22 protein-coding genes and 4 pseudogenes are annotated in these 17,661 nt (G+C 44.3%); 6 read left to right on the top strand and 20 right to left on the bottom strand.

Annotation, left to right across the window (positions count from 1 at the left end):
- Positions 1–120 precede the first annotated feature (120 nt).
- Both NI468_RS14720 and NI468_RS14725 read right to left on the bottom strand, forming a co-directional pair.
- A complete protein-coding gene (locus tag NI468_RS14720; protein WP_253102492.1) occupies positions 121–435 on the bottom strand; it encodes a BrnA antitoxin family protein in 315 nt (104 codons plus the stop codon).
- On the bottom strand, positions 422–709 hold the full coding sequence (locus tag NI468_RS14725) for a BrnT family toxin (RefSeq protein ID WP_253102494.1): 288 nt from the start codon (positions 707–709) through the stop codon (positions 422–424). Before NI468_RS14725 ends, NI468_RS14720 begins: the two co-directional genes overlap by 14 nt.
- Before the next feature lie 389 nt (positions 710–1,098).
- On the opposite strand from NI468_RS14725, the gene NI468_RS14730 reads away from it, so the two are divergent.
- Positions 1,099–1,296, top strand: coding sequence for a hypothetical protein (locus NI468_RS14730; RefSeq protein ID WP_086044977.1), 198 nt, complete (start codon positions 1,099–1,101; stop codon positions 1,294–1,296).
- Between the two features lie 66 nt (positions 1,297–1,362).
- Here the strand turns inward: NI468_RS14730 and NI468_RS14735 are convergent, their stop codons facing one another.
- From NI468_RS14735 to merT, 16 genes and pseudogenes are all read right to left on the bottom strand, one after another.
- Positions 1,363–3,240: a potassium transporter Kup gene (locus NI468_RS14735; RefSeq protein ID WP_253102496.1), complete on the bottom strand. Its 1,878-nt coding sequence runs from the start codon at positions 3,238–3,240 to the stop codon at positions 1,363–1,365.
- 374 nt (positions 3,241–3,614) lie between these two features.
- Positions 3,615–3,692 (bottom strand): annotated as a pseudogene (locus NI468_RS16340) (plasmid replication DNA-binding protein); the annotation flags it as partial.
- Positions 3,693–3,943: 251 nt separating this feature from the next.
- Complete coding sequence (locus NI468_RS14740) at positions 3,944–5,029, bottom strand: ArsO family NAD(P)H-dependent flavin-containing monooxygenase (protein ID WP_034706693.1); 1,086 nt, start codon at positions 5,027–5,029, stop codon at positions 3,944–3,946.
- A 96-nt stretch (positions 5,030–5,125) separates the two neighbouring features.
- Positions 5,126–6,076: a thioredoxin-disulfide reductase gene (trxB, locus tag NI468_RS14745; RefSeq protein ID WP_004733247.1), complete on the bottom strand. Its 951-nt coding sequence runs from the start codon at positions 6,074–6,076 to the stop codon at positions 5,126–5,128.
- A gap of 18 nt (positions 6,077–6,094) precedes the next feature.
- Positions 6,095–6,799: an arsenical resistance protein ArsH gene (gene arsH, locus NI468_RS14750; RefSeq protein WP_004733245.1), complete on the bottom strand. Its 705-nt coding sequence runs from the start codon at positions 6,797–6,799 to the stop codon at positions 6,095–6,097.
- A 4-nt stretch (positions 6,800–6,803) separates the two neighbouring features.
- Positions 6,804–7,844, bottom strand: coding sequence for an ACR3 family arsenite efflux transporter (gene arsB, locus NI468_RS14755; protein ID WP_004644740.1), 1,041 nt, complete (start codon positions 7,842–7,844; stop codon positions 6,804–6,806).
- Between the two features lie 5 nt (positions 7,845–7,849).
- Positions 7,850–8,323 carry an arsenate reductase ArsC gene (locus NI468_RS14760; RefSeq protein ID WP_004644741.1) on the bottom strand — a complete coding sequence of 158 codons (474 nt, stop codon included), beginning with the start codon at positions 8,321–8,323 and terminating at the stop codon, positions 7,850–7,852.
- Between the two features lie 4 nt (positions 8,324–8,327).
- Positions 8,328–8,651, bottom strand: coding sequence for a metalloregulator ArsR/SmtB family transcription factor (locus NI468_RS14765; RefSeq protein WP_004644742.1), 324 nt, complete (start codon positions 8,649–8,651; stop codon positions 8,328–8,330).
- A gap of 44 nt (positions 8,652–8,695) precedes the next feature.
- Positions 8,696–9,124 carry an arsenate reductase (glutaredoxin) gene (arsC, locus tag NI468_RS14770; RefSeq protein WP_004733243.1) on the bottom strand — a complete coding sequence of 143 codons (429 nt, stop codon included), beginning with the start codon at positions 9,122–9,124 and terminating at the stop codon, positions 8,696–8,698.
- Positions 9,125–9,303: 179 nt separating this feature from the next.
- Complete coding sequence (locus NI468_RS14775; protein ID WP_000993245.1) at positions 9,304–9,516, bottom strand: DUF3330 domain-containing protein; 213 nt, start codon at positions 9,514–9,516, stop codon at positions 9,304–9,306.
- A 65-nt stretch (positions 9,517–9,581) separates the two neighbouring features.
- Entirely contained in the window at positions 9,582–9,818 is a 237-nt protein-coding gene (merE, locus tag NI468_RS14780; RefSeq protein ID WP_001087807.1) for a broad-spectrum mercury transporter MerE, read from the bottom strand.
- On the bottom strand, positions 9,815–10,180 hold the full coding sequence (gene merD / locus NI468_RS14785; protein WP_001277463.1) for a mercury resistance co-regulator MerD: 366 nt from the start codon (positions 10,178–10,180) through the stop codon (positions 9,815–9,817). The genes merE and merD overlap by 4 nt, the downstream gene beginning before the upstream one ends.
- A 17-nt stretch (positions 10,181–10,197) precedes the next feature.
- Entirely contained in the window at positions 10,198–11,883 is a 1,686-nt protein-coding gene (gene merA / locus NI468_RS14790; protein ID WP_004644736.1) for a mercury(II) reductase, read from the bottom strand.
- 38 nt (positions 11,884–11,921) lie between these two features.
- Positions 11,922–12,347, bottom strand: a complete 426-nt coding sequence (gene merC, locus NI468_RS14795) for an organomercurial transporter MerC (protein WP_000522996.1) — start codon at positions 12,345–12,347, stop codon at positions 11,922–11,924.
- A gap of 27 nt (positions 12,348–12,374) precedes the next feature.
- On the bottom strand, positions 12,375–12,650 hold the full coding sequence (gene merP, locus NI468_RS14800; RefSeq protein WP_004178136.1) for a mercury resistance system periplasmic binding protein MerP: 276 nt from the start codon (positions 12,648–12,650) through the stop codon (positions 12,375–12,377).
- A gap of 13 nt (positions 12,651–12,663) precedes the next feature.
- A complete protein-coding gene (gene merT, locus NI468_RS14805) occupies positions 12,664–13,014 on the bottom strand; it encodes a mercuric ion transporter MerT (protein ID WP_001294659.1) in 351 nt (116 codons plus the stop codon).
- A 71-nt stretch (positions 13,015–13,085) separates the two neighbouring features.
- Between merT and merR the strand changes: the two genes are divergently transcribed.
- On the top strand, positions 13,086–13,541 hold the full coding sequence (merR, locus tag NI468_RS14810; RefSeq protein ID WP_001166628.1) for an Hg(II)-responsive transcriptional regulator: 456 nt from the start codon (positions 13,086–13,088) through the stop codon (positions 13,539–13,541).
- 122 nt (positions 13,542–13,663) lie between these two features.
- On the opposite strand, the gene NI468_RS14815 is transcribed toward merR, so the two are convergent.
- Positions 13,664–14,368, bottom strand: a complete 705-nt coding sequence (locus NI468_RS14815) for an IS6-like element IS1007 family transposase (protein WP_001067793.1) — start codon at positions 14,366–14,368, stop codon at positions 13,664–13,666.
- 70 nt (positions 14,369–14,438) lie between these two features.
- Between NI468_RS14815 and NI468_RS14820 the strand changes: the two genes are divergently transcribed.
- The 3 genes and pseudogenes from NI468_RS14820 to NI468_RS14825 all read left to right on the top strand — a co-directional run bounded on the left by NI468_RS14820 (position 14,439) and on the right by NI468_RS14825 (position 16,908).
- On the top strand, positions 14,439–15,005 hold the full coding sequence (locus tag NI468_RS14820) for a recombinase family protein (protein ID WP_035341412.1): 567 nt from the start codon (positions 14,439–14,441) through the stop codon (positions 15,003–15,005).
- Positions 15,006–15,976: 971 nt separating this feature from the next.
- Positions 15,977–16,116, top strand: a pseudogene (locus NI468_RS16345) (cation diffusion facilitator family transporter); the annotation flags it as partial.
- 177 nt (positions 16,117–16,293) lie between these two features.
- On the top strand, positions 16,294–16,908 hold the full coding sequence (locus NI468_RS14825; RefSeq protein ID WP_004668326.1) for a thiol:disulfide interchange protein DsbA/DsbL: 615 nt from the start codon (positions 16,294–16,296) through the stop codon (positions 16,906–16,908).
- A 76-nt stretch (positions 16,909–16,984) separates the two neighbouring features.
- Here NI468_RS14825 and NI468_RS16350 read toward each other — a convergent pair.
- Positions 16,985–17,098: pseudogene (locus NI468_RS16350) on the bottom strand (TetR family transcriptional regulator); the annotation flags it as partial.
- 70 nt (positions 17,099–17,168) lie between these two features.
- On the opposite strand from NI468_RS16350, the pseudogene NI468_RS14830 reads away from it, so the two are divergent.
- A pseudogene (locus tag NI468_RS14830) lies at positions 17,169–17,661 on the top strand (IS5-like element ISAba12 family transposase); the annotation flags it as partial.

Below are 17,661 nucleotides of genomic sequence, written 5' to 3' on the forward strand. Positions count from 1 at the left end.
AATAAATTATCAATATTTTTGATATTAATGAATACATGATAAATCAGGTTTAACACGAGTTTTTATACCGATGGTTAAATTTCACTAAGAATCAAAAAATTGGAGCCTAAGCTCCCATTTTTATCGATGATTTTTTAAATCTTCTAACATTGCTTCACGTAGAATTTCATTCATTCGTGTTTGATAGCCTTTGCCTTGAGCTTTAAACCATGCAAGTACATCAGCATCTAAACGGATAGAAGTCTGTTGCTTCACTGGACGATAGAATTGATTGTGGCGTACAGCATTACTCCAGTCGGTAATTTCAGGAATATCTGATAGATCTAGCTTATCGTCAGGAACTGTTCCCTTAGCAAGCAAGTGTTCAATTTCAGCATCTTGCTTGTCGCTGAATTTTTCATTCAGTTCTTTGCGTGAGTATCTAACCGTGCTCATATTTATCTTGCTCCGCCTTGGTGATTTGCCTTGCACTAATGATTCGTATGATTTCACAGTCATCTTCATCGAAAATGGTGTGAGCCACCAATAACATTAGTACGCCTTTAACTCGTCCAATGGTTTGCCAACGTTCTTCACCATCGGTATGTCTGTCCTGGATTGAGATCCTCAGTGGATCTTCAAAAACAAGGCTTGCCGTTTCGAAAGAGACATCGTGCTTTTTCTGATTCTTTCGATTCTTTGCCTCATCCCATTCGAAATACTGTTCCATAAAAAACATTCAAATTTGTATATACAATAATGTATCACAAAATTGTATCACTCAAGTTGAAAAGCGTAATTTTTAGTCAGATTTATTGGCAAGAACTATCAAAACTGCTCATAAAAAAGCCGACTTGTTTCAAAATCGGCTTTTTGGTCATTTTTGGATTTTTCTGTTTTCATTAAGTGCTTGAAATTTATATTAATATACAAGTGTACTTCGTATAACCACCATTATGTTAAATGGAACCTTCTTTAGTTGAATATTCATACTTTCAATGGAGCAAAACTTGCAGAATCTTGTCTAATTTGTAATCCTTGCAGCCAAGGGTGTCTAGCTGAGCTAAGGCAGGTATTTGTTGTAGTCGGGCCGCTATAATATTGATAAAGAGCGCCTGTATGTTTAATTTCAAGATTTTTAATAAAGTCTCTACGGAAGTGTTGACGATAAAAAATGACCTTCAGCTTAATTCTGAAATTCAACTTATAACAAAATATAAGACCTCTACTTCTGAAGATTATAAAAAAGCAATTATTTTGATCTTTAAAGAACGTGGTTATTTAGCTTTAGAGATTGGTCAACTATTGGAAAATTAAAGTAAAAGATTTATTCTGATCAGATAGGCACCCTTATTTAAAGGTGCCTATTCATTTTAGAAATTCTTAAATTTCAATCTGACTACCTAGCTCTACCACCCGGTTAGAAGGGATTTTATAAAAATCACTGACAGGGCTGGTATTTTTTTGCATTGCGACAAATAACTTTTCACGCCATGTAGACATCTTGCTGGACAGACTTGGAATTAATCTTTCTCTAGAAACAAAGAAGCTGATATTCATTAAGTCATACTCAAGATCCAGTACTGAAAAAGCTTGTTTCAATGAATGAGGCACATTAGGCTCTTCTTTAAATCCATAATGGATCGTTATTCTGAAAAAACCATTCTCTAGTACTTCAGTAACGATTCGCTTAGCTTCATCAACATACGGGATTTCAGAAGTCTTGATTGTCACCAAAAAATTACGTTCATGCAGAACTTTATTATGCTTTAGATTATGTAAAAGCGCATGGGGTACGACTTGAGGCGTTCCAGTTAAAAATACGGCATTTCCACTCACTTTCTGACCTGTCTGTTCAAGGTGCTCAAGAAACACATTCAGTGGAAGCGTGTCCTTCTGCAGTTTGTCCTGAAGAATCTCTCTGCCTTTTTTCCAGGTCATCATGAGGGTAAAAACAATAACCGCAATAACGACTGGTACCCAGCCTCCAATCAGGACTTTTAATAGGTTTGAACTCAGCAAAACCAGATCAATAAAGGCGAATGGAATAATGAACAGTAAGACTTTCCATGTTTTCCATTTCCAGTAACTATAAGCCAGAAAAGCTACTAACAGTGTGTCACAGAACATGGTCACAGTGACGGCCAGACCATAAGCACCTGCCAACTTGCTGCTACTTTCAAATATTAAGATCAAGATGGTGATAGAGATAAACAGGAGCCAGTTCAGTAATGGAATATAAATTTGTCCAATTTCCGAAGCGGAGGTATGTAAAACTGTAAGCCTAGGTAGATATCCCAACTGTATTGCCTGTTTAGCCATTGAGAATACCCCACTGATTAAAGCCTGTGAGGCAATCACTGCAGCTGCAGTAGCCAGAATAATCATAGGATATAGAAGGGCTGAAGGCAGAAGCAGGTAAAAAGGATTGGTGATAGCCGAAGGATCTCTTAACAGTAATGCTCCTTGTCCAGCATAATTCAGCATCAGACATGGCAGTACAATTAAAAACCAGCCTAACTTGATCGGTAAAATACCAAAATGTCCCATATCCGCATATAAGGCTTCACCACCTGTTACTGTTAAAACCACAGCTCCCATCACAAAAAATGAAATAAGAGGATTGTTAATAACGAATAAAAAAGCCCAGTGTGGGCTGAATAATGCAAAAACAAATGGACTTTGAATAATACTCATAATGCCAATGGCACCAATAGATAGGAACCATAACAGGGTAATAGGACCAAAAAACTTCCCCATCATTGCAGTCCCATGTTTTTGAACGGCAAAGAGAGCTATAAGAATTCCAATACTGATTGGAATAATGAAGCGATCAAATGACGGGGCAGCAACAGAAAGTCCCTCAACTGCAGATAAAACAGAAATAGCAGGGGTGATGATACCGTCACCGAAGAATAAGGATGCTCCAATGAAACCTAAGATAATGATTGCCAATCTTTTTCCACGGGACAATCCTTTTTGCCTAAGGTTTAAGGCGAGTAATGCCATGATACCCCCTTCACCATTGTTATCAGCTCTCATGATCACCAAAACATATTTAAGCGAAACAATTAAGGTAATGGTCCAAAAGATTAAAGAGAGAATTCCCAGGATATTAAGTTCATTAATAGGTAGCCCGCGTGTCGCATGAAAGCTTTCTTTTAATGCATATAATGGACTCGTTCCTATATCGCCGAATACTACTCCTAGTGCAGCCAGTGTTAATGCTGGTACTGCCGGCTTACTCACATTATTTTGCATATATTTGATTTACAAAATTGGGGAGCCTCGAATTTTATCATCTGGCTTCTCATGAAATTGCCTTGTACATAAAAACCCATACTTTCTTAGAGTGTTATAGTTTTTCTAGCTAAGCCTGCACTATATAGGTGCTATTTCACTTATAAGTAATCCAAAAATATATAATTCTTTAATAGATAATTTTAAGTTTTTTCTAAAATTAACATAATACACCTTATACGAAATGCGGTATAATTCTCTTGAAAATTCAAAGCTGTAGTTTCTTTTTTGCCCAACCTCCCCAAGGTGGGCTTTTTTTTATGATTTTTCACGTTCCACGCTTATTATTTAATCAAAGTTTCACGACTTTATTCATATGAGTTAAACAATCGTGGTTAATCATAGGGTCTAAAAAAACGGCTCCAAAAGCCTCTTTTTTCGGATTCTGGTTGTTCAGGGGTAGCAATCTGTTTAGGTGAACCGTACTGGGTTTATTGGAGACAAGTTTTAAATCTAATTTATGTAACTATAGAGTATACTCTAAAGTTACATTATTTCTCTTACAGGTAAGACTGTAGACTTGCACTTGGAGCTTTCAACTTCACTAAATAGCCCGATAAGCCTAGGTCGAGAAAGTCTTTACAAAGCTCTTTCCGGTGAGGGTTAAACTTAGTTTCGATACTGTTATCAAAGTTGTAAAAGCACTTAGTTTACGGCAAGCAATTTAACATTGGATGTAATTATAAATATTATCTAAATAAGCTGCAATTTCATCCACTGTGGCTCTCGCAGTCCTTGAAACACCCACCAGTGTCGCTGAACCAGGTCCGGTCCACTCACCATATCCTACTAACCATAGGTTGGATTGTTTGACTGCTCGTGTTCCTTCAACAAGTATCGTATTATTTTCCTCTACTATTCCAAGTGGCTTTAAATGGCTTAAAGTTGCTTTAAATCCAGTACACCAAATCACTGCATTAACCTGTTGAAAAGATCCATCTTCCCAAATCACGCCATTTTCTGTAAAAGCCGAAAATGGGCGCTCACTATGTAAAACTCCTCGTGCACGTGCATCTTTGACTGAATCAATCATGACAATATCACCCAGACCGCCAACAGGCTGATCTATTGTACGGCCTTCTAATTGTGCCTTTAAACGCTCTGTCGCACGTAAAAACAGTACACGGCCATCAACATCATCTGCTAAAAATTGAGGAGGTGTTGGCGTGATCCAAAGAGTGTCTGCCACTTGGGAAACTTCAGCCAAAATTTGTGCTCCAGAATTTCCACCACCGACTATCATTACGTGCTTATCTTTAAAAAGTTCTGCATTTTGATAATGGGCGGAGTGTAATTGCAGACCTTTGAAATTTTCTTGGCCAGGGTAAGATGGGATATAAGGATGACTCCAGGTGCCCGTTGCACTGATTACAGCCTTGGCTCTCCATATCTGTTCACCTGCATGCACACTCAATACTTCTCTTTCGCTTTTGACGTGATCAACATATACAGGACGAATAATCGGAAATTGATAACGCTGCTCATATTGCTGCAAGTATTCAATAACTTCTTTCTTGGTCGGATACGTTTGTTCTGTATTCGGCATAACCCAACCAGGTAAGGAACTCCAGCTATTCGGTGAAAACAGACGCAAAGAATTCCAAGCATGTAACCAGGCTCCACCTGCTTGATTTTGATCATCTAAAATAATAAATGGTATTTTTTTTCGCCTTAAAAAATAAGCTGTAGATAAAGCTGCCTGTCCACCACCGATAATGATGACATCAGTTTCCGTCTGTTTCTGATTCAAAGCCTTTTCCCCTTTTATTTTTTCTTTAATATAAAAACCCAATCCTGAAGACTGGGCTTTTACAATATTCACTATATTTTTATGACAACATCAAAATCAACTTAAACTATCAAGATATTTTTCAGCATCTAATGCAGCCATACAACCAGAGCCTGCTGAAGTAATCGCTTGGCGATAAACTGAATCAGCCACATCACCGGCAGCGAATACACCTGGCACTGAAGTAGCAGTGGCATTCCCCGCTGTTCCGCTTTGGATCTGAATATAGCCATCACGTAACTCAAGTTGCGCTGAAAACATCTCAGTATTTGGTTTGTGACCAATTGCCACGAATAAACCCTGTACCTCAATATCTTGCTTTGATTCATCTACAGTGGATTTTAAACGCACTCCAGTTACTCCGGTGTTATCGCCTAACACTTCATCCACTTGATTGTTCCAAAGAATGCTAATTTTGCCTTCTTTCTGTTTTGCAAAAAGATGGTCTTGTAGAATTTTTTCAGAACGCAATGAAGCTCGGCGATGCACTAAAGTCACGTGAGCTGTAATATTAGACAGGTAAAGCGCCTCTTCAACCGCAGTGTTACCACCGCCTACAACCATCACCTTCTGGTTCTTATAGAAGAAACCGTCACAAGTTGCACAGGCACTTACACCTTGCCCCATGAATTTAGCTTCAGACTCAAGACCTAAGTATTGTGCCGTTGCACCTGTGGCAATAATCAGGGCATCACAGGTGAATTCTTCCATATCGCCTTTCAGCACGAATGGACGAACGCTTAAATCCACTTCACTGATATGGTCATAGACGATTTCGGTGCCAAAACGTTCCGTATGCGCTTGCATACGTTCCATGAGTGCGGGGCCTGTTAAACCTTCTGGATCACCCGGCCAGTTATCGACTTCAGTGGTCGTGGTTAATTGACCACCGAGTTGTAAGCCTGCAACTAAAGTGGGTTTAAGATTAGCCCGTGCTGCATATACCGCAGCGCTGTAACCCGCAGGACCTGAGCCAAGAATGATTAATTTAGAATGTCTCTTTTGCATTTAAGATCACCTAGCAGTTTACAAACTGCGCTGATTGACACGTTTAGATAATTCTTCAGCTGATTCCTTACGTTCTGAATAACGATCTGTCAGGTATTTGCTTTGTCCACGAGTCAGTAGGGTGAACTTAAATAACTCTTCCATCACATCCACAATCCGGTCATAGAAAGCCGAAGGTTTCATTCTCCCATCTTCTTCAAACTCCAAAAAAGCTTTTGGAACTGAAGACTGATTTGGAATGGTGATCATCCGCATCCACCGCCCCAAAATACGCATCTGGTTCAGGCTGTTAAATGACTGTGATCCGCCACTGACTTGCATCAAGGCAAGAGTTTTACCTTGGGTTGCACGGATTGCCCCTCCTGCCAGTGGAATCCAGTCGATTTGAGATTTAAAGATTGAACTCATAGAACCATGGCGTTCAGGTGAACACCAGACCATGCCTTCTGACCATGCTAAAAGCTCATGCAGTTCTTTTACTTTTGGATGCTCAGTATCCGCATCTTCTGGTAAAGGAAGCCCTTTAGGATGAAAGATTTTTATTTCCGCCCCAAAATGCTCAAGGATTCGACCGGCTTCAAGAACTGCAAGGCGACTGTAAGAACGTTCTCGATTAGAGCCATACAGCAGCAAAATTCGCGAAGGATGAGTAAGTTCTTTGGCTTGAACTTTTTCAAAGGTGGGTTGCTCAAGAAGATTTAGATCTACATTTGGGAGATTCATAGAGTTAGGCCTCTTTAAAAACTTTTTTTCTCAGCCAGAGTGAAACACTCACCAAGGCAATCAACACAGGAACTTCGACCAGTGGGCCAATAATCGTGGTAAAAGCAACAGGCGAAGCGATACCAAAAGTTGCAATCGCTACTGCAAGTGATAATTCAAAATTATTCCCCGCTGCGGTAAATGCAATTGCTGTGGTCTTAGGATAGTCATTGCCCATCCATTTACTCATAAAGAAGCTGATGAAGAACATTAAAACGAAGTAAATGGTTAAAGGAATCGCGATGCGTAAAACTTCAAGCGGAAGACTCACGACATCACCGCCTTTTAGGCTAAACATGGCCAGAATGGTGAACAGCAAAGCCATTAAACTCAGCGGACTGATTTTCGGAATGAACTTGGTTTCATACCATTCCACGCCTTTCTGTTTCACCAAAATCCATCGCGTTAAGAAACCTAATAAGAACGGAATACCAAGATAAACCAGAACAGCATGGGTGATGGTCCAGAAATCGACATTAATGACCTGCGAAGCGACACCAAAATAGGGTGGAAGGAAGGTCAGGAATAACCAGGCATAGGTACTGAAAAATAGAATCTGGAAGATGCTGTTAAAGGCAACTAATGCTGCAACATATTGATTATCACCACAGGCCAAGCCATTCCACACCAGAACCATGGCAATACATCGAGCAAGACCAATCAGGATGACACCGGTCATATATTCTGGATAACTATGTAAAAATATGATTGCCAGGGCAAACATGAGTACTGGCGCGATCAGCCAGTTTTGTACTAAGGATAAAGTAAGGGTTTTCTTATCCTTAAACACTTGTGGCAAAGTCGCATAGTTCACTTTTGCCAGTGGTGGATACATCATTAGAATAAGACCAATCGCGATTGGAATATTCACTGAATCAATGCTTAATTTATCGAGTGCGACAGAAGCCTGAGGAAAGAAGTTTCCGATGGCAATGCCTAAGGCCATGGCAATAAAAATCCATAGCGTCAGGTTGCGATCTAAAAAAGATAAGCGTTTTTCAGACATTTCACTTACTCAACGTTCGAAATTTGATTAATTGCTGCAATCAATTCTGAGCGAGATAGTTTATCTACATTAAGTTTAAATAAAGCATCTAAGCGACGATTGATATGTTCAACAGTGCTCATAAAGGCTTTTATTTTTTCTTCTTTATTCACGTCTAAGTGTGAAGGATCAGCCAAGCCCCAATGTGCCTTGATTGCTCCACCCAAATAAAGTGGACATGCTTCTTGAGCAGCAGAATCACATACTGTGATCACAACATCAGGTTGATATTGTTCACAATCATTAATCGTTTTACTCCATAAACCTTCGGTAGATAATCCTAAGTTTTCAAGGGTTTCTAAAGTTAGCGGGTGAACTTGACCTGAAGGCTTACTCCCAGCACTATAGGCTTTCCAACCTTCTGGTGCTCGGCTATTAAACAAAACTTCAGACAAAATGCTACGGCAGCTATTTCCAGTACATAAAAATAAAAATTTCATTGAATTACTCACAATAACTATTTACAGAAAGGGGGTGTTGATCATCCAGCTTTGATTGAGATTGAACCGTCTTCAAAATATCTAAAATTTCATAACACCAGTTGGCCAATTTTGGATTGATACTGTAGTAAACCCATTGGCCTTGTCTGCGATCTTGAAGTAGCCCTGAAGCACGTAAAAGGGCTAAATGTCTTGAAATTTTAGGTTGACTGAGTTGTAGTTTTTCAGTCAAATCACATACACATAGTTCTTTATTTTCAACAATTAATGTCACTATATTGAGACGTGTTTCATCTGATAAGCATTTAAAAAAATTAACTTGATCCATATAAGTCTCCTTCACATTCTTTCCATTTAAGAGATGAGAAAGTGCTATTTAATTCTTTGGCCATTTTCATCAATAATTTTTTCACCATCTTCTTTGCTAAATGCGCCTTTCTGAGGAAACGGGAGAATATCCAAAACAACTTCAGAAGGACGACACAAACGTGTACCTAAATCCGTAACAACGAATGGGCGGTTAATCAAAATAGGATGTTGAAGCATAAAATTTAAAAGCTGTTCATCAGACCAATCTTCCCGAACAATTTCTAAATCAGAATATGGAGGTACATTTTTACGAATTGCTTCTCTAACACTTAAACCAGCACTACGAATAAGTTCAATTAATTCTGCTTTCGAAGGTGGGGTAATTAGATATTCAATAACGATTGGTTCAATTCCTGCATTTTGAATTAAAGCTAAGGTATTCCTTGATGTACCACACTCAGGATTGTGATAAATCTTTATGGTCGAGAACATTTTGACTGACTCTGCTATTAGAAACTCAGATATATTTATATATGTATTTCCACATATATGCAAATACATATATTGATTTTATTTAAATTACTTAATGTCAATAAATGTATATATATTCTTGCAAATTCTTATGAGTGAGAAAAAACTCGTTATTTAAATATGTAAATTTAGAGTATGCTTCAATCTGACGGCTGCGAACCGCCAGGGACAGGCGCAATGTCAGATTCTGTCGCGGCCTTGGCGCGTGCCTGGAAGCGTTCATAGCAATCCAGCCCGCAGAAATGTTCGACGTATTCCGCGCCTTCCGGGGTGAAGGCGGCATCGAGCGGAATTTCTTTGCAGCATACGCAGCAGGTGGTGCAACTGGCAGTGTTCGGGGCGTTTGCGTTCATGGTGGTACTCCTCCAGATTGGTAGCGAAGCTCAAAGCTGCCCACTCTCGGCTGGCTGGGAAGCGGTCATGATCTTCCCTTGAAGGCCCGCAGCAGCCGCGTCACAGACAGGACAAACAAGCCGGTCAGCGTGAGGGCTGCAATACCCCAGTGCTCCCCGATGAACGCGCCGGCCGTCGTGCCGGCTAGCACAATGGCGAGAATCGGCAAATGGCAGGGACAGGTGAGCACGGCCAGCGCGCCCCACAAGTAGCCGGTGATCGGTTTGTGCGTCTCAGACGGCAAGTGCTCTGGGCTGTTCATGGCAGACTCTCCGCGTGCTGTGCCGGTTCGGTTGGCATGGCGGCCAGTTGCATTTCGAGGCTGGCCAGGGCCTCGCGCCGACGCTCGACGAGTTGCCGCAACACGGCAAGCTGCGCAGACGCACCGTCACCGTCCGCAGCATCCAGCGCCCGGCACAGCCGCGCCAGTGCGTCCAGGCCGATACCCGCTTCGAAGGCAGCCCGTACAAAGCGCAGCCGTTGCAACGCGGTGTCATCGAACAAGCCGTAGCCGCCCGTGGTGCACGCGACCGGCCGTAGCAATCCGCGCAGCAGGTAGTCGCGCACGATATGCACGCTCACCCCGGCATCAAGGGCCAGCCGGGACACTGTGTAGGCGCTCATTGAACACCTCCTTTTCCTCATCCGGCGCAGCACGAAAGCTGCTTCACGTCCTTGCTGAAGGTCTGCGCCGCGAGCTTCAGCCCTTCGACCATGGTCAGGTAGGGGAACAATTGGTCGGCCAGTTCCTGCACGGTCATACGGTTGCGAATGGCGAGCACCGCCGTCTGGATCAGTTCACCCGCTTCCGGGGCCACCGCTTGCACGCCGATGAGCCGTCCGCTACCTTCCTCGATGACCAGCTTGATGAAGCCGCGTGTGTCGAAGTTGGCAAGCGCACGCGGCACGTTGTCCAAGGTCAAGGTGCGACTGTCGGTCTCGATCCCGTCGTGATGTGCTTCCGCCTCGCTGTAGCCCACGGTGGCGACCTGCGGGTCGGTGAACACCACGGCCGGCATTGCGGTCAGGTCCAGGGCCGCATCGCCGCCAGTCATGTTGATCGCAGCACGGGTGCCGGCCGCTGCCGCCACATAGACGAACTGAGGCTGGTCGGTGCAGTCGCCAGCCGCATAAATGTGTGGCGTACTGGTGCGCATGCCCTTGTCGATGACGATGGCCCCCTGCGCATTGGCAGCGACTCCCGCCGCTTCCAATGCCAGGCTGCGCGTGTTCGGTGCCCTGCCAGTGGCGACCAGCAGCTGGTCGGCGCGTATTTCACCGTACCCGGTGGTCAGCACGAATTCGCCGTCCACATGCGCGACCTGGCTGGCTTGCGTGTGTTCCAATACCTTGATCCCTTCGGCACGGAACGCGGCTGTAACGGCCTCGCCGATGGCCGGGTCGTCGCGGAAGAACAGCGTGTTGCGAGCTAGGATCGTGACCTGGCTGCCCAGCCGGGCGAAGGCTTGCGCCAGTTCCAGCGCGACCACCGACGAGCCGATCACGGCTAGGCGTTCGGGAAGGGTGTCGCTGACCAGGGCCTCGGTCGAAGTCCAGTAGGGTGACTCTTTCAGGCCCGGAATCGGCGGCACGGCCGGGCTGGCACCCGTGGCGACTAAGCAGCGGTCGAAAGCTACCACGCGCTCGCCACCATCGTTTAAACGGACGACCAGGCTCTGCTCATCCTTGAAACGCGCCTCACCATGTACAACGGTGATGGCCGGGTTGCCGTCCAGAATGCCTTCGTACTTGGCATGGCGCAGTTCTTCGACGCGCGCCTGCTGCTGGGCCAGTAGTTTGCTGCGGTCAATCGCAGGCACAGTCGCCGCGATACCGCCGTCGAACGGACTTTCCCGACGTAAATGGGCGATGTGGGCGGCGCGAATCATGATCTTGGACGGCACGCAGCCGACGTTGACGCAGGTGCCGCCGATGGTGCCGCGCTCGATCAGCGAGACGTGCGCGCCTTGCTCGACGGCCTTCAGTGCTGCCGCCATTGCCGCGCCACCGCTACCAATGACGACGACCTGCAACGGGCGTTCGTTGCCACTGGGCTTATCAGCGGCCCCTATCCAGCCGCGCATCTTGTCGAGCAGGCCGGCGCGGTTGTCCGTCGGTGGCGCATCGGCAAGCGTTGCCTCGTAGCCCAGTCCGGCCACGGCGGTAGTCAGCGCATCCGATGACGTGCCCGCCTCAATGGCGAGTTGCGCTGTGCCCTTCGGATAGGACACCAGCGCCGATTGCACGCCGGGCACTTTCTCCAAGGCTTCCTTGACGTGAGCCGCGCACGAGTCGCAGGTCATCCCGGTGATTTTCAGGGTGGTCATGTATTTTTCCTTTTCTGTGGTGGCTACGGCTGTTGCCGTCAGCCACGTTGTTCTGGCAATTCACAGCTGTCCGGCCCGCAGCGGCGATGTGCTGGCGAGATGAAATCCCAGACCGACACCCCAACCATCAAGGCCAGGCCGACATAGAGCAGTCCACCGCTCTGCCAGCCGTAAGCCCGCATTAAAAACACCGCTGCCAGCACCAAGATCGGGCCTATCGTGCCGAGCGCCGTGCGTCGCCACTGTCGATGATTGAGCCAAGCGATAGCATTGGCGAGTAACGCGATGCCGGCGAACATCGGCAGCAGGATGCCAATGAATAGCCCCTCGTACTGGCTCAAGAAGCCCAGTCCGATGGCCGCGCCAAAGCTGGCGATGGCAGGAAAACAGGCGGCGCAGCCCATCGCGGAAACGACGCTGCCGAGCGCGCCGGTTTTGCCAGCGATGCGCGTGATGAGTCCCATGTGTCGCTCCCGAGTTCGGTTAACGGATCAGCGTTTGAGGCTGGACGGATAGCCCGCGTCCTCGGTCGCCTTGGTCAACTTCTGGACGTTGGTCTTGGCATCGTCGAAGGTGACGACGGCCTGGCGCTTGTCGAAACTTACGTCGGTCTTGCTCACGCCCTCAACCTTGGAAAGCGCGTGCTTGACAGTGATCGGGCAAGAGGCGCAGGTCATGCCAGGCACGGACAGCGTGACGGTCTGAGTGGCGGCGAACACGGGGGCAACGAAAGCGGCGAGAGCGAGGGAGGCAAACAGCTTTTTCATGATGAACTCCTGATTAGTAGAAAAATGGCATGACGTAGGGAAAACCAAGCGCGACCAAGACCAACACGGCGACGAACCAGAAAATGAGCTTGTAGGTGGTGCGCACTTGCGGAATCGCGCACACCTCGCCCGGCTTGCAGGCTGCGGTCGGTCGGACGATGCGCCGCCAGGCAAAGAACAGTGCAACCAGCGCCGCGCCGATGAAGATCGGCCGATACGGCTCCAATACCGTCAGGTTGCCGATCCATGCCCCGCTGAACCCCAAGGCGATCAAAACCAGCGGCCCCAGGCAGCAGGCCGACGCAAGAATGGCGGCCAGCCCACCGGCGAAGAGCGCGCCGCGCCCGTTTTGTGGTTCAGACATACGCTTGTCCTTTCAAATTTGGTTTGGATAGCTTAAGCTTACTTCCGTAGTTATGTACGGAGTCAAGCGATATGCAAATTAATTTTGAGAATCTGACCATTGGCGTTTTTGCCAAGGCGGCCGGGGTCAATGTGGAGACCATCCGGTTCTACCAGCGCAAGGGCCTGCTGCCGGAGCCAGACAAGCCCTATGGCAGCATTCGCCGCTATGGCGAGGCGGATGTAACACGAGTGCGGTTCGTGAAATCGGCCCAGCGGCTGGGCTTTAGCCTGGACGAAATCGCCGAGCTACTGCGGCTGGAGGATGGCACCCATTGCGAGGAAGCCAGCGGCCTGGCCGAGCACAAGCTCAAGGATGTGCGCGAGAAGATGGCCGACTTGGCACGCATGGAGGCCGTGCTGTCTGAACTGGTGTGCGCCTGCCATGCGCGGAAAGGGAACGTTTCCTGCCCGCTGATTGCGTCACTGCAAGACGGAACGAAGCTCGCTGCATCGGCGCGGGGGAGTCACGGGGTGACTACGCCTTAGCGTGCTTTATTTTCCGAATTCTGAGACGACCCCTAGATGCCTGGTCAAGACTGCATACTTGCAGTTTTGACGGCACTGTTGCAAATAGGGATCTGAGTCAATGATTTTCCCTTCAAAAAAGCTTAGAGACCGAAAACTCTATTTACTAGCCAAACTTCTCCTAGAATATTACCGTTATAAAATAATGAAGCTTGTCCTTTGCGTAGAGCACGCATAACCTCAATTCCTTTAATTGTGGCATAAGCCGTTTTCATAGACTTGAATCCCAACGTAGCCTTGATGATCCGTTTGAGCTTGCCATGATCACATTCAATCACGTTATTCTTGTATTTAATCTGTCGATGGTCCAGGTCTTCAGGACACTTTCCTTCCTGTTTTAGTCGCGACAAAGCACGGCCATAGGTATGAGCCTTATCAGTGTTTATGACTCGTGGAATCTGCCATTTTTTGACATGATTCAAAATCTTACCAAGAAAACAATAAGCTGAATGGGTATTTCGTCTAGCAGAAAGATAGAAATCAAGAGTATGGCCACGTTGGTCAACTGCACGGTATAGATATGCCCATTTGCCATTCACTTTTACGTAAGTTTCATCCAGATGCCATAAATGTCGATCTGTAGGATTACGCCAATACCAACGTAAACGTTTTTCCATTTCTGGAGCATAACGCTGAACCCAGCGATAAATTGTGGTGTGATCAACATTCACTCCACGTTCAGCGAGCATTTCCTGAAGTTCACGATAGCTGATGCCATATTTACAATACCAACGAACAGCCCAAAGAATGATTTCACCTTGAAAGTGCCGACCGTGGAAGGGATTCATCTGCTGTATCTCGAAATAAATAAGATATTTAGCTTATCATGTCAGCCTATTTGCAACAGTGCCTGAAAAAGTGAAAGGTCAAAAAGTAGGTTATGTCCGGGTCAGTTCAGTCGAGCAAAATACGGGACGTCAACTTGAGGGAATTGAAGTCGATCGAATTTTTGTTGATCGCGCTTCAGGTAAAAATACCGATCGACCTAAATTTCAGGAAATGTTGAACTATGTCAGGGAAGGCGATCAAGTTGTTGTACATTCCATGGATCGTTTTGCGCGAAGCCTAAAAGATTTGGTCACTGAAGTAGATAAACTGGTCAAACGAGGGATCGCCATCCAGTTTGTAAAAGAAAATATTACTTTTACGGCCCAATCCACTCCGATGGATAATTTGATGCTGCAACTGATGGGTGCTTTTGCACAGTTCGAACGTGAGATCATTTTAGAACGGCAAAAGGAAGGAATTAAACTAGCCTCTACTCAAGGAAAGTACAAAGGCCGGGTACATAAATTAAAACCCGACCAAGCTGAAGCTTTACGGCAGGCATGGAAGGAGGGGAAGTACCCTTCAAAAATGGCATTAGGCCAGGCATTTGGAATTAGTCGCCAGACGGTATACCGCTATTTAAAAGACAGTGAGTAACTCATTGAAATTTGCGAATAGACTTAGTTTCACGATGAAAATCGTGAAACATTGATTAAATAATAAGTGCAGAAAGCAAAGAATCACAAAGTTTCCGGCCTATAAATTTTTGATTTAGCAATAATTAAATCCCTTACAATTCAAATTTTTCAGCAACGACTTATCTTTGTTAAAATAGTATTAATTTATTTTTTTTAGGACAAACCTTAACCAAATTACAAATTTGTAATTTGGTTGTCATTTAGGTGTATATATCTAGGAATTAGTATATGAAGAAATTATTTTTTGGTCCAAGATATGATTAGATTCAATAATATATATATGAAGATTGTTTTAGTTATTTTTACTATAGTTTTTTCAACCAGTAGTTTTGCTGATGGGGGACTTCGTTTCTTAGAGAAAAATTTAGAAATAATTAACAATGAAAAAAGCAAAGGGTGTGAAGAGAATTAATTCAAAATTATAATGAAGCACATATAACTAGGAAAACTAAAAATTAGTTATTTTTAGTATGGTGTAACTAAGATTAATTAATTTTTTTAAATCGAATGATAAATATATTTATTGTTTTTAATTTATTCTTTACCATTTTCAAATTTTTAAATAATCCGAAAAGACTATTTTAAACTTTAGGGTTACATATGCTCCTATACATAGGCAGGAATAAATATGCAACTTAGTATATTTGCAACAATAGTACTGGAAAGATTCATGTAATAATGCTTAAAACTCTCTAATTAGTTAGGGAGGCATTGGAATTGGAGAAAAAAGTAAAGTGCCCACTAGCAAATGTGGTTATTGGAGGGATTATCTCATCAACCCTTCTTATGTTGGTTTTATTACCAATATTGTCCCGGTGGATAAATGAAAAGAAAGCTTCTTGACCAATTATAGTAAGCAATTTTTAGCAGAAATATTGAGGCTTACTCAAGTCTCTCAGCTAATCGTAAATAGAATAAGGAAACTATTGTATGTCAGAAGATCATTCTCAGAGCCACGCGGCTGTTACTGAAGAGAATAGTAAGAAGTTAATATTTACTGTAGGTTTGACCACTACGTTTTAATCGTAGAAATTATAACCGTTTTTATTACTCAAAGTTTAACTTTTGTGATTATCTAAAAACACATAGCGGTCGAATGGCCATATTAACTGACTTAAAATCAGTCGCATACTTTAATGTAGCGGTTCTGATAGCACAAAAGTTCGCAGCATGAAAACGGAACCGGCATAATTGATTTATAGTGAACCCATACACTAAGCATAATGATTTAGAGGACGATAATCCCAATGAAAAAATTCCTTTTAGGAGCTGTTGCCGCATCTGTTTTGGCCTTTTCAGGTAGTGCTATGGCCAATTTTGTGGCAGGTCAGGACTATCAGGTGGTCGCAAAACCAGTCAAAGTCGAAAAACCGGGCAAAATTGAGGTACGTGAATTCTTCTGGTATGGCTGTGGTCACTGTTTCACGTTGGAACCGCATATGCAGGACTGGTTGAAAAAATTACCCAAAGATATCCGTTTTGTACGTACACCTGCTGCAATGAACCCGCTTTGGGAACAGGCTGCACGTGCTTATTATGTTTCAGAAGCCCTGGGTGTGCGTCAAAAAGCACATTTACAGTTATTCCATGATATTCATGACAAGCAGCGTCCAATTTTAGAACAGGCACAATTGGCCAAGTTCTATACCCGTTATGGTATTTCTGAAGAGAAATTTAACACGACTTATAAATCATTCCCGATTTCGTCAAAAATTGCTCAGGCAAAAAATTTGACTGCTCAATATCAGTTAAGCGGTGTACCAGCGGTGACCGTGAATGGTAAATATATTGTGCAGGGCAATGATGCCAAAGTAATTCAGGTGGTGAATTACCTGATTGAAAAAGAGCGTAAAGCCAAATAAGACGCGATTGATTATCTCTAAAAAAAACCTGCATCGAATCTGCAGGTTTTTTTATTTAAACTGGAGGAATGGTTATTTACGTCCTGACTGCCGGATCTGGTGTTTCTATCGGCGGGCGATACCAGTGTAAAATTCCTCGGAATAAGAGCTGCATCTGCAACACGCTTTGCGCTTTAAAGTCATGGGATTGAATATGAATCGTGGATGGCTTTGTTGCACAAACCTATCTGTAAAGGCTTTTTCAGCGATATAATTTTCAAATGAAGAAGCCTACACACAAAATCTACCGCACAACCAATTGGCCCGCATATAACCGAGCACTCATGAGTCGCGGAAATATTGCCATTTGGTTTGATCCTGCTACGCAATGGTATGCTCCATCAAAAGGCAAACAAGGGCGAAATCAAACCTACTCCGACGCAGCCATCCAATGCTGCTTAATGATTAAATCCTTATTTCGTCTGTCTTTACGTATGGTTACTGGCTTTGTGCAAAGTCTGATTAAACTTTGCGGATTAAATTGGATAGCTCCAGATTACACCACGCTTTGTAGAAGACAAAAGCATATTGATATTGTAATCAGCTACCAAAAAAGTAGAGATGGGCTGCATCTACTCATGGACTCTACAGGCATGAAGTTTCTAGGTGAGGGCGAATGGAAACGCAAGAAACATGGACCTGAATATCGTCGCCAATGGCGTAAACTACATATTGGTATAGATGCCAAAACCCTGCAAATACGAGCAGTTCAGC

This window comes from Acinetobacter lwoffii (genome assembly GCF_024129355.1).
In the GTDB taxonomy this organism is placed as follows: domain Bacteria; phylum Pseudomonadota; class Gammaproteobacteria; order Pseudomonadales; family Moraxellaceae; genus Acinetobacter; species Acinetobacter lwoffii_I.

Bases quoted from the DNA above. Each gene is read 5' to 3' on its own strand.
- NI468_RS14730 (WP_086044977.1), top strand. From the start codon at position 1,099: ATGTTTAATTTCAAGATTTTTAATAAAGTCTCTACGGAAGTGTTGACG.
- NI468_RS14825 (WP_004668326.1), top strand. From the start codon at position 16,294: ATGAAAAAATTCCTTTTAGGAGCTGTTGCCGCATCTGTTTTGGCCTTT.
- NI468_RS14720 (WP_253102492.1), bottom strand. From the start codon at position 435: ATGAGCACGGTTAGATACTCACGCAAAGAACTGAATGAAAAATTCAGC.
- arsC (WP_004733243.1), bottom strand. From the start codon at position 9,124: ATGTTCTCGACCATAAAGATTTATCACAATCCTGAGTGTGGTACATCA.
- merD (WP_001277463.1), bottom strand. From the start codon at position 10,180: ATGAGCGCCTACACAGTGTCCCGGCTGGCCCTTGATGCCGGGGTGAGC.
- NI468_RS14775 (WP_000993245.1), bottom strand. From the start codon at position 9,516: ATGAACGCAAACGCCCCGAACACTGCCAGTTGCACCACCTGCTGCGTA.
- NI468_RS14765 (WP_004644742.1), bottom strand. From the start codon at position 8,651: ATGGATCAAGTTAATTTTTTTAAATGCTTATCAGATGAAACACGTCTC.
- arsH (WP_004733245.1), bottom strand. From the start codon at position 6,799: ATGAATCTCCCAAATGTAGATCTAAATCTTCTTGAGCAACCCACCTTT.
- trxB (WP_004733247.1), bottom strand. From the start codon at position 6,076: ATGCAAAAGAGACATTCTAAATTAATCATTCTTGGCTCAGGTCCTGCG.
- merC (WP_000522996.1), bottom strand. From the start codon at position 12,347: ATGGGACTCATCACGCGCATCGCTGGCAAAACCGGCGCGCTCGGCAGC.
- merR (WP_001166628.1), top strand. From the start codon at position 13,086: ATGCAAATTAATTTTGAGAATCTGACCATTGGCGTTTTTGCCAAGGCG.
- NI468_RS14815 (WP_001067793.1), bottom strand. From the start codon at position 14,368: ATGAATCCCTTCCACGGTCGGCACTTTCAAGGTGAAATCATTCTTTGG.
- merT (WP_001294659.1), bottom strand. From the start codon at position 13,014: ATGTCTGAACCACAAAACGGGCGCGGCGCGCTCTTCGCCGGTGGGCTG.
- merP (WP_004178136.1), bottom strand. From the start codon at position 12,650: ATGAAAAAGCTGTTTGCCTCCCTCGCTCTCGCCGCTTTCGTTGCCCCC.
- NI468_RS14735 (WP_253102496.1), bottom strand. From the start codon at position 3,240: ATGCAAAATAATGTGAGTAAGCCGGCAGTACCAGCATTAACACTGGCT.
- NI468_RS14760 (WP_004644741.1), bottom strand. From the start codon at position 8,323: ATGAAATTTTTATTTTTATGTACTGGAAATAGCTGCCGTAGCATTTTG.
- merE (WP_001087807.1), bottom strand. From the start codon at position 9,818: ATGAACAGCCCAGAGCACTTGCCGTCTGAGACGCACAAACCGATCACC.
- arsB (WP_004644740.1), bottom strand. From the start codon at position 7,844: ATGTCTGAAAAACGCTTATCTTTTTTAGATCGCAACCTGACGCTATGG.
- NI468_RS14725 (WP_253102494.1), bottom strand. From the start codon at position 709: ATGGAACAGTATTTCGAATGGGATGAGGCAAAGAATCGAAAGAATCAG.
- merA (WP_004644736.1), bottom strand. From the start codon at position 11,883: ATGACCACCCTGAAAATCACCGGGATGACCTGCGACTCGTGCGCGGCT.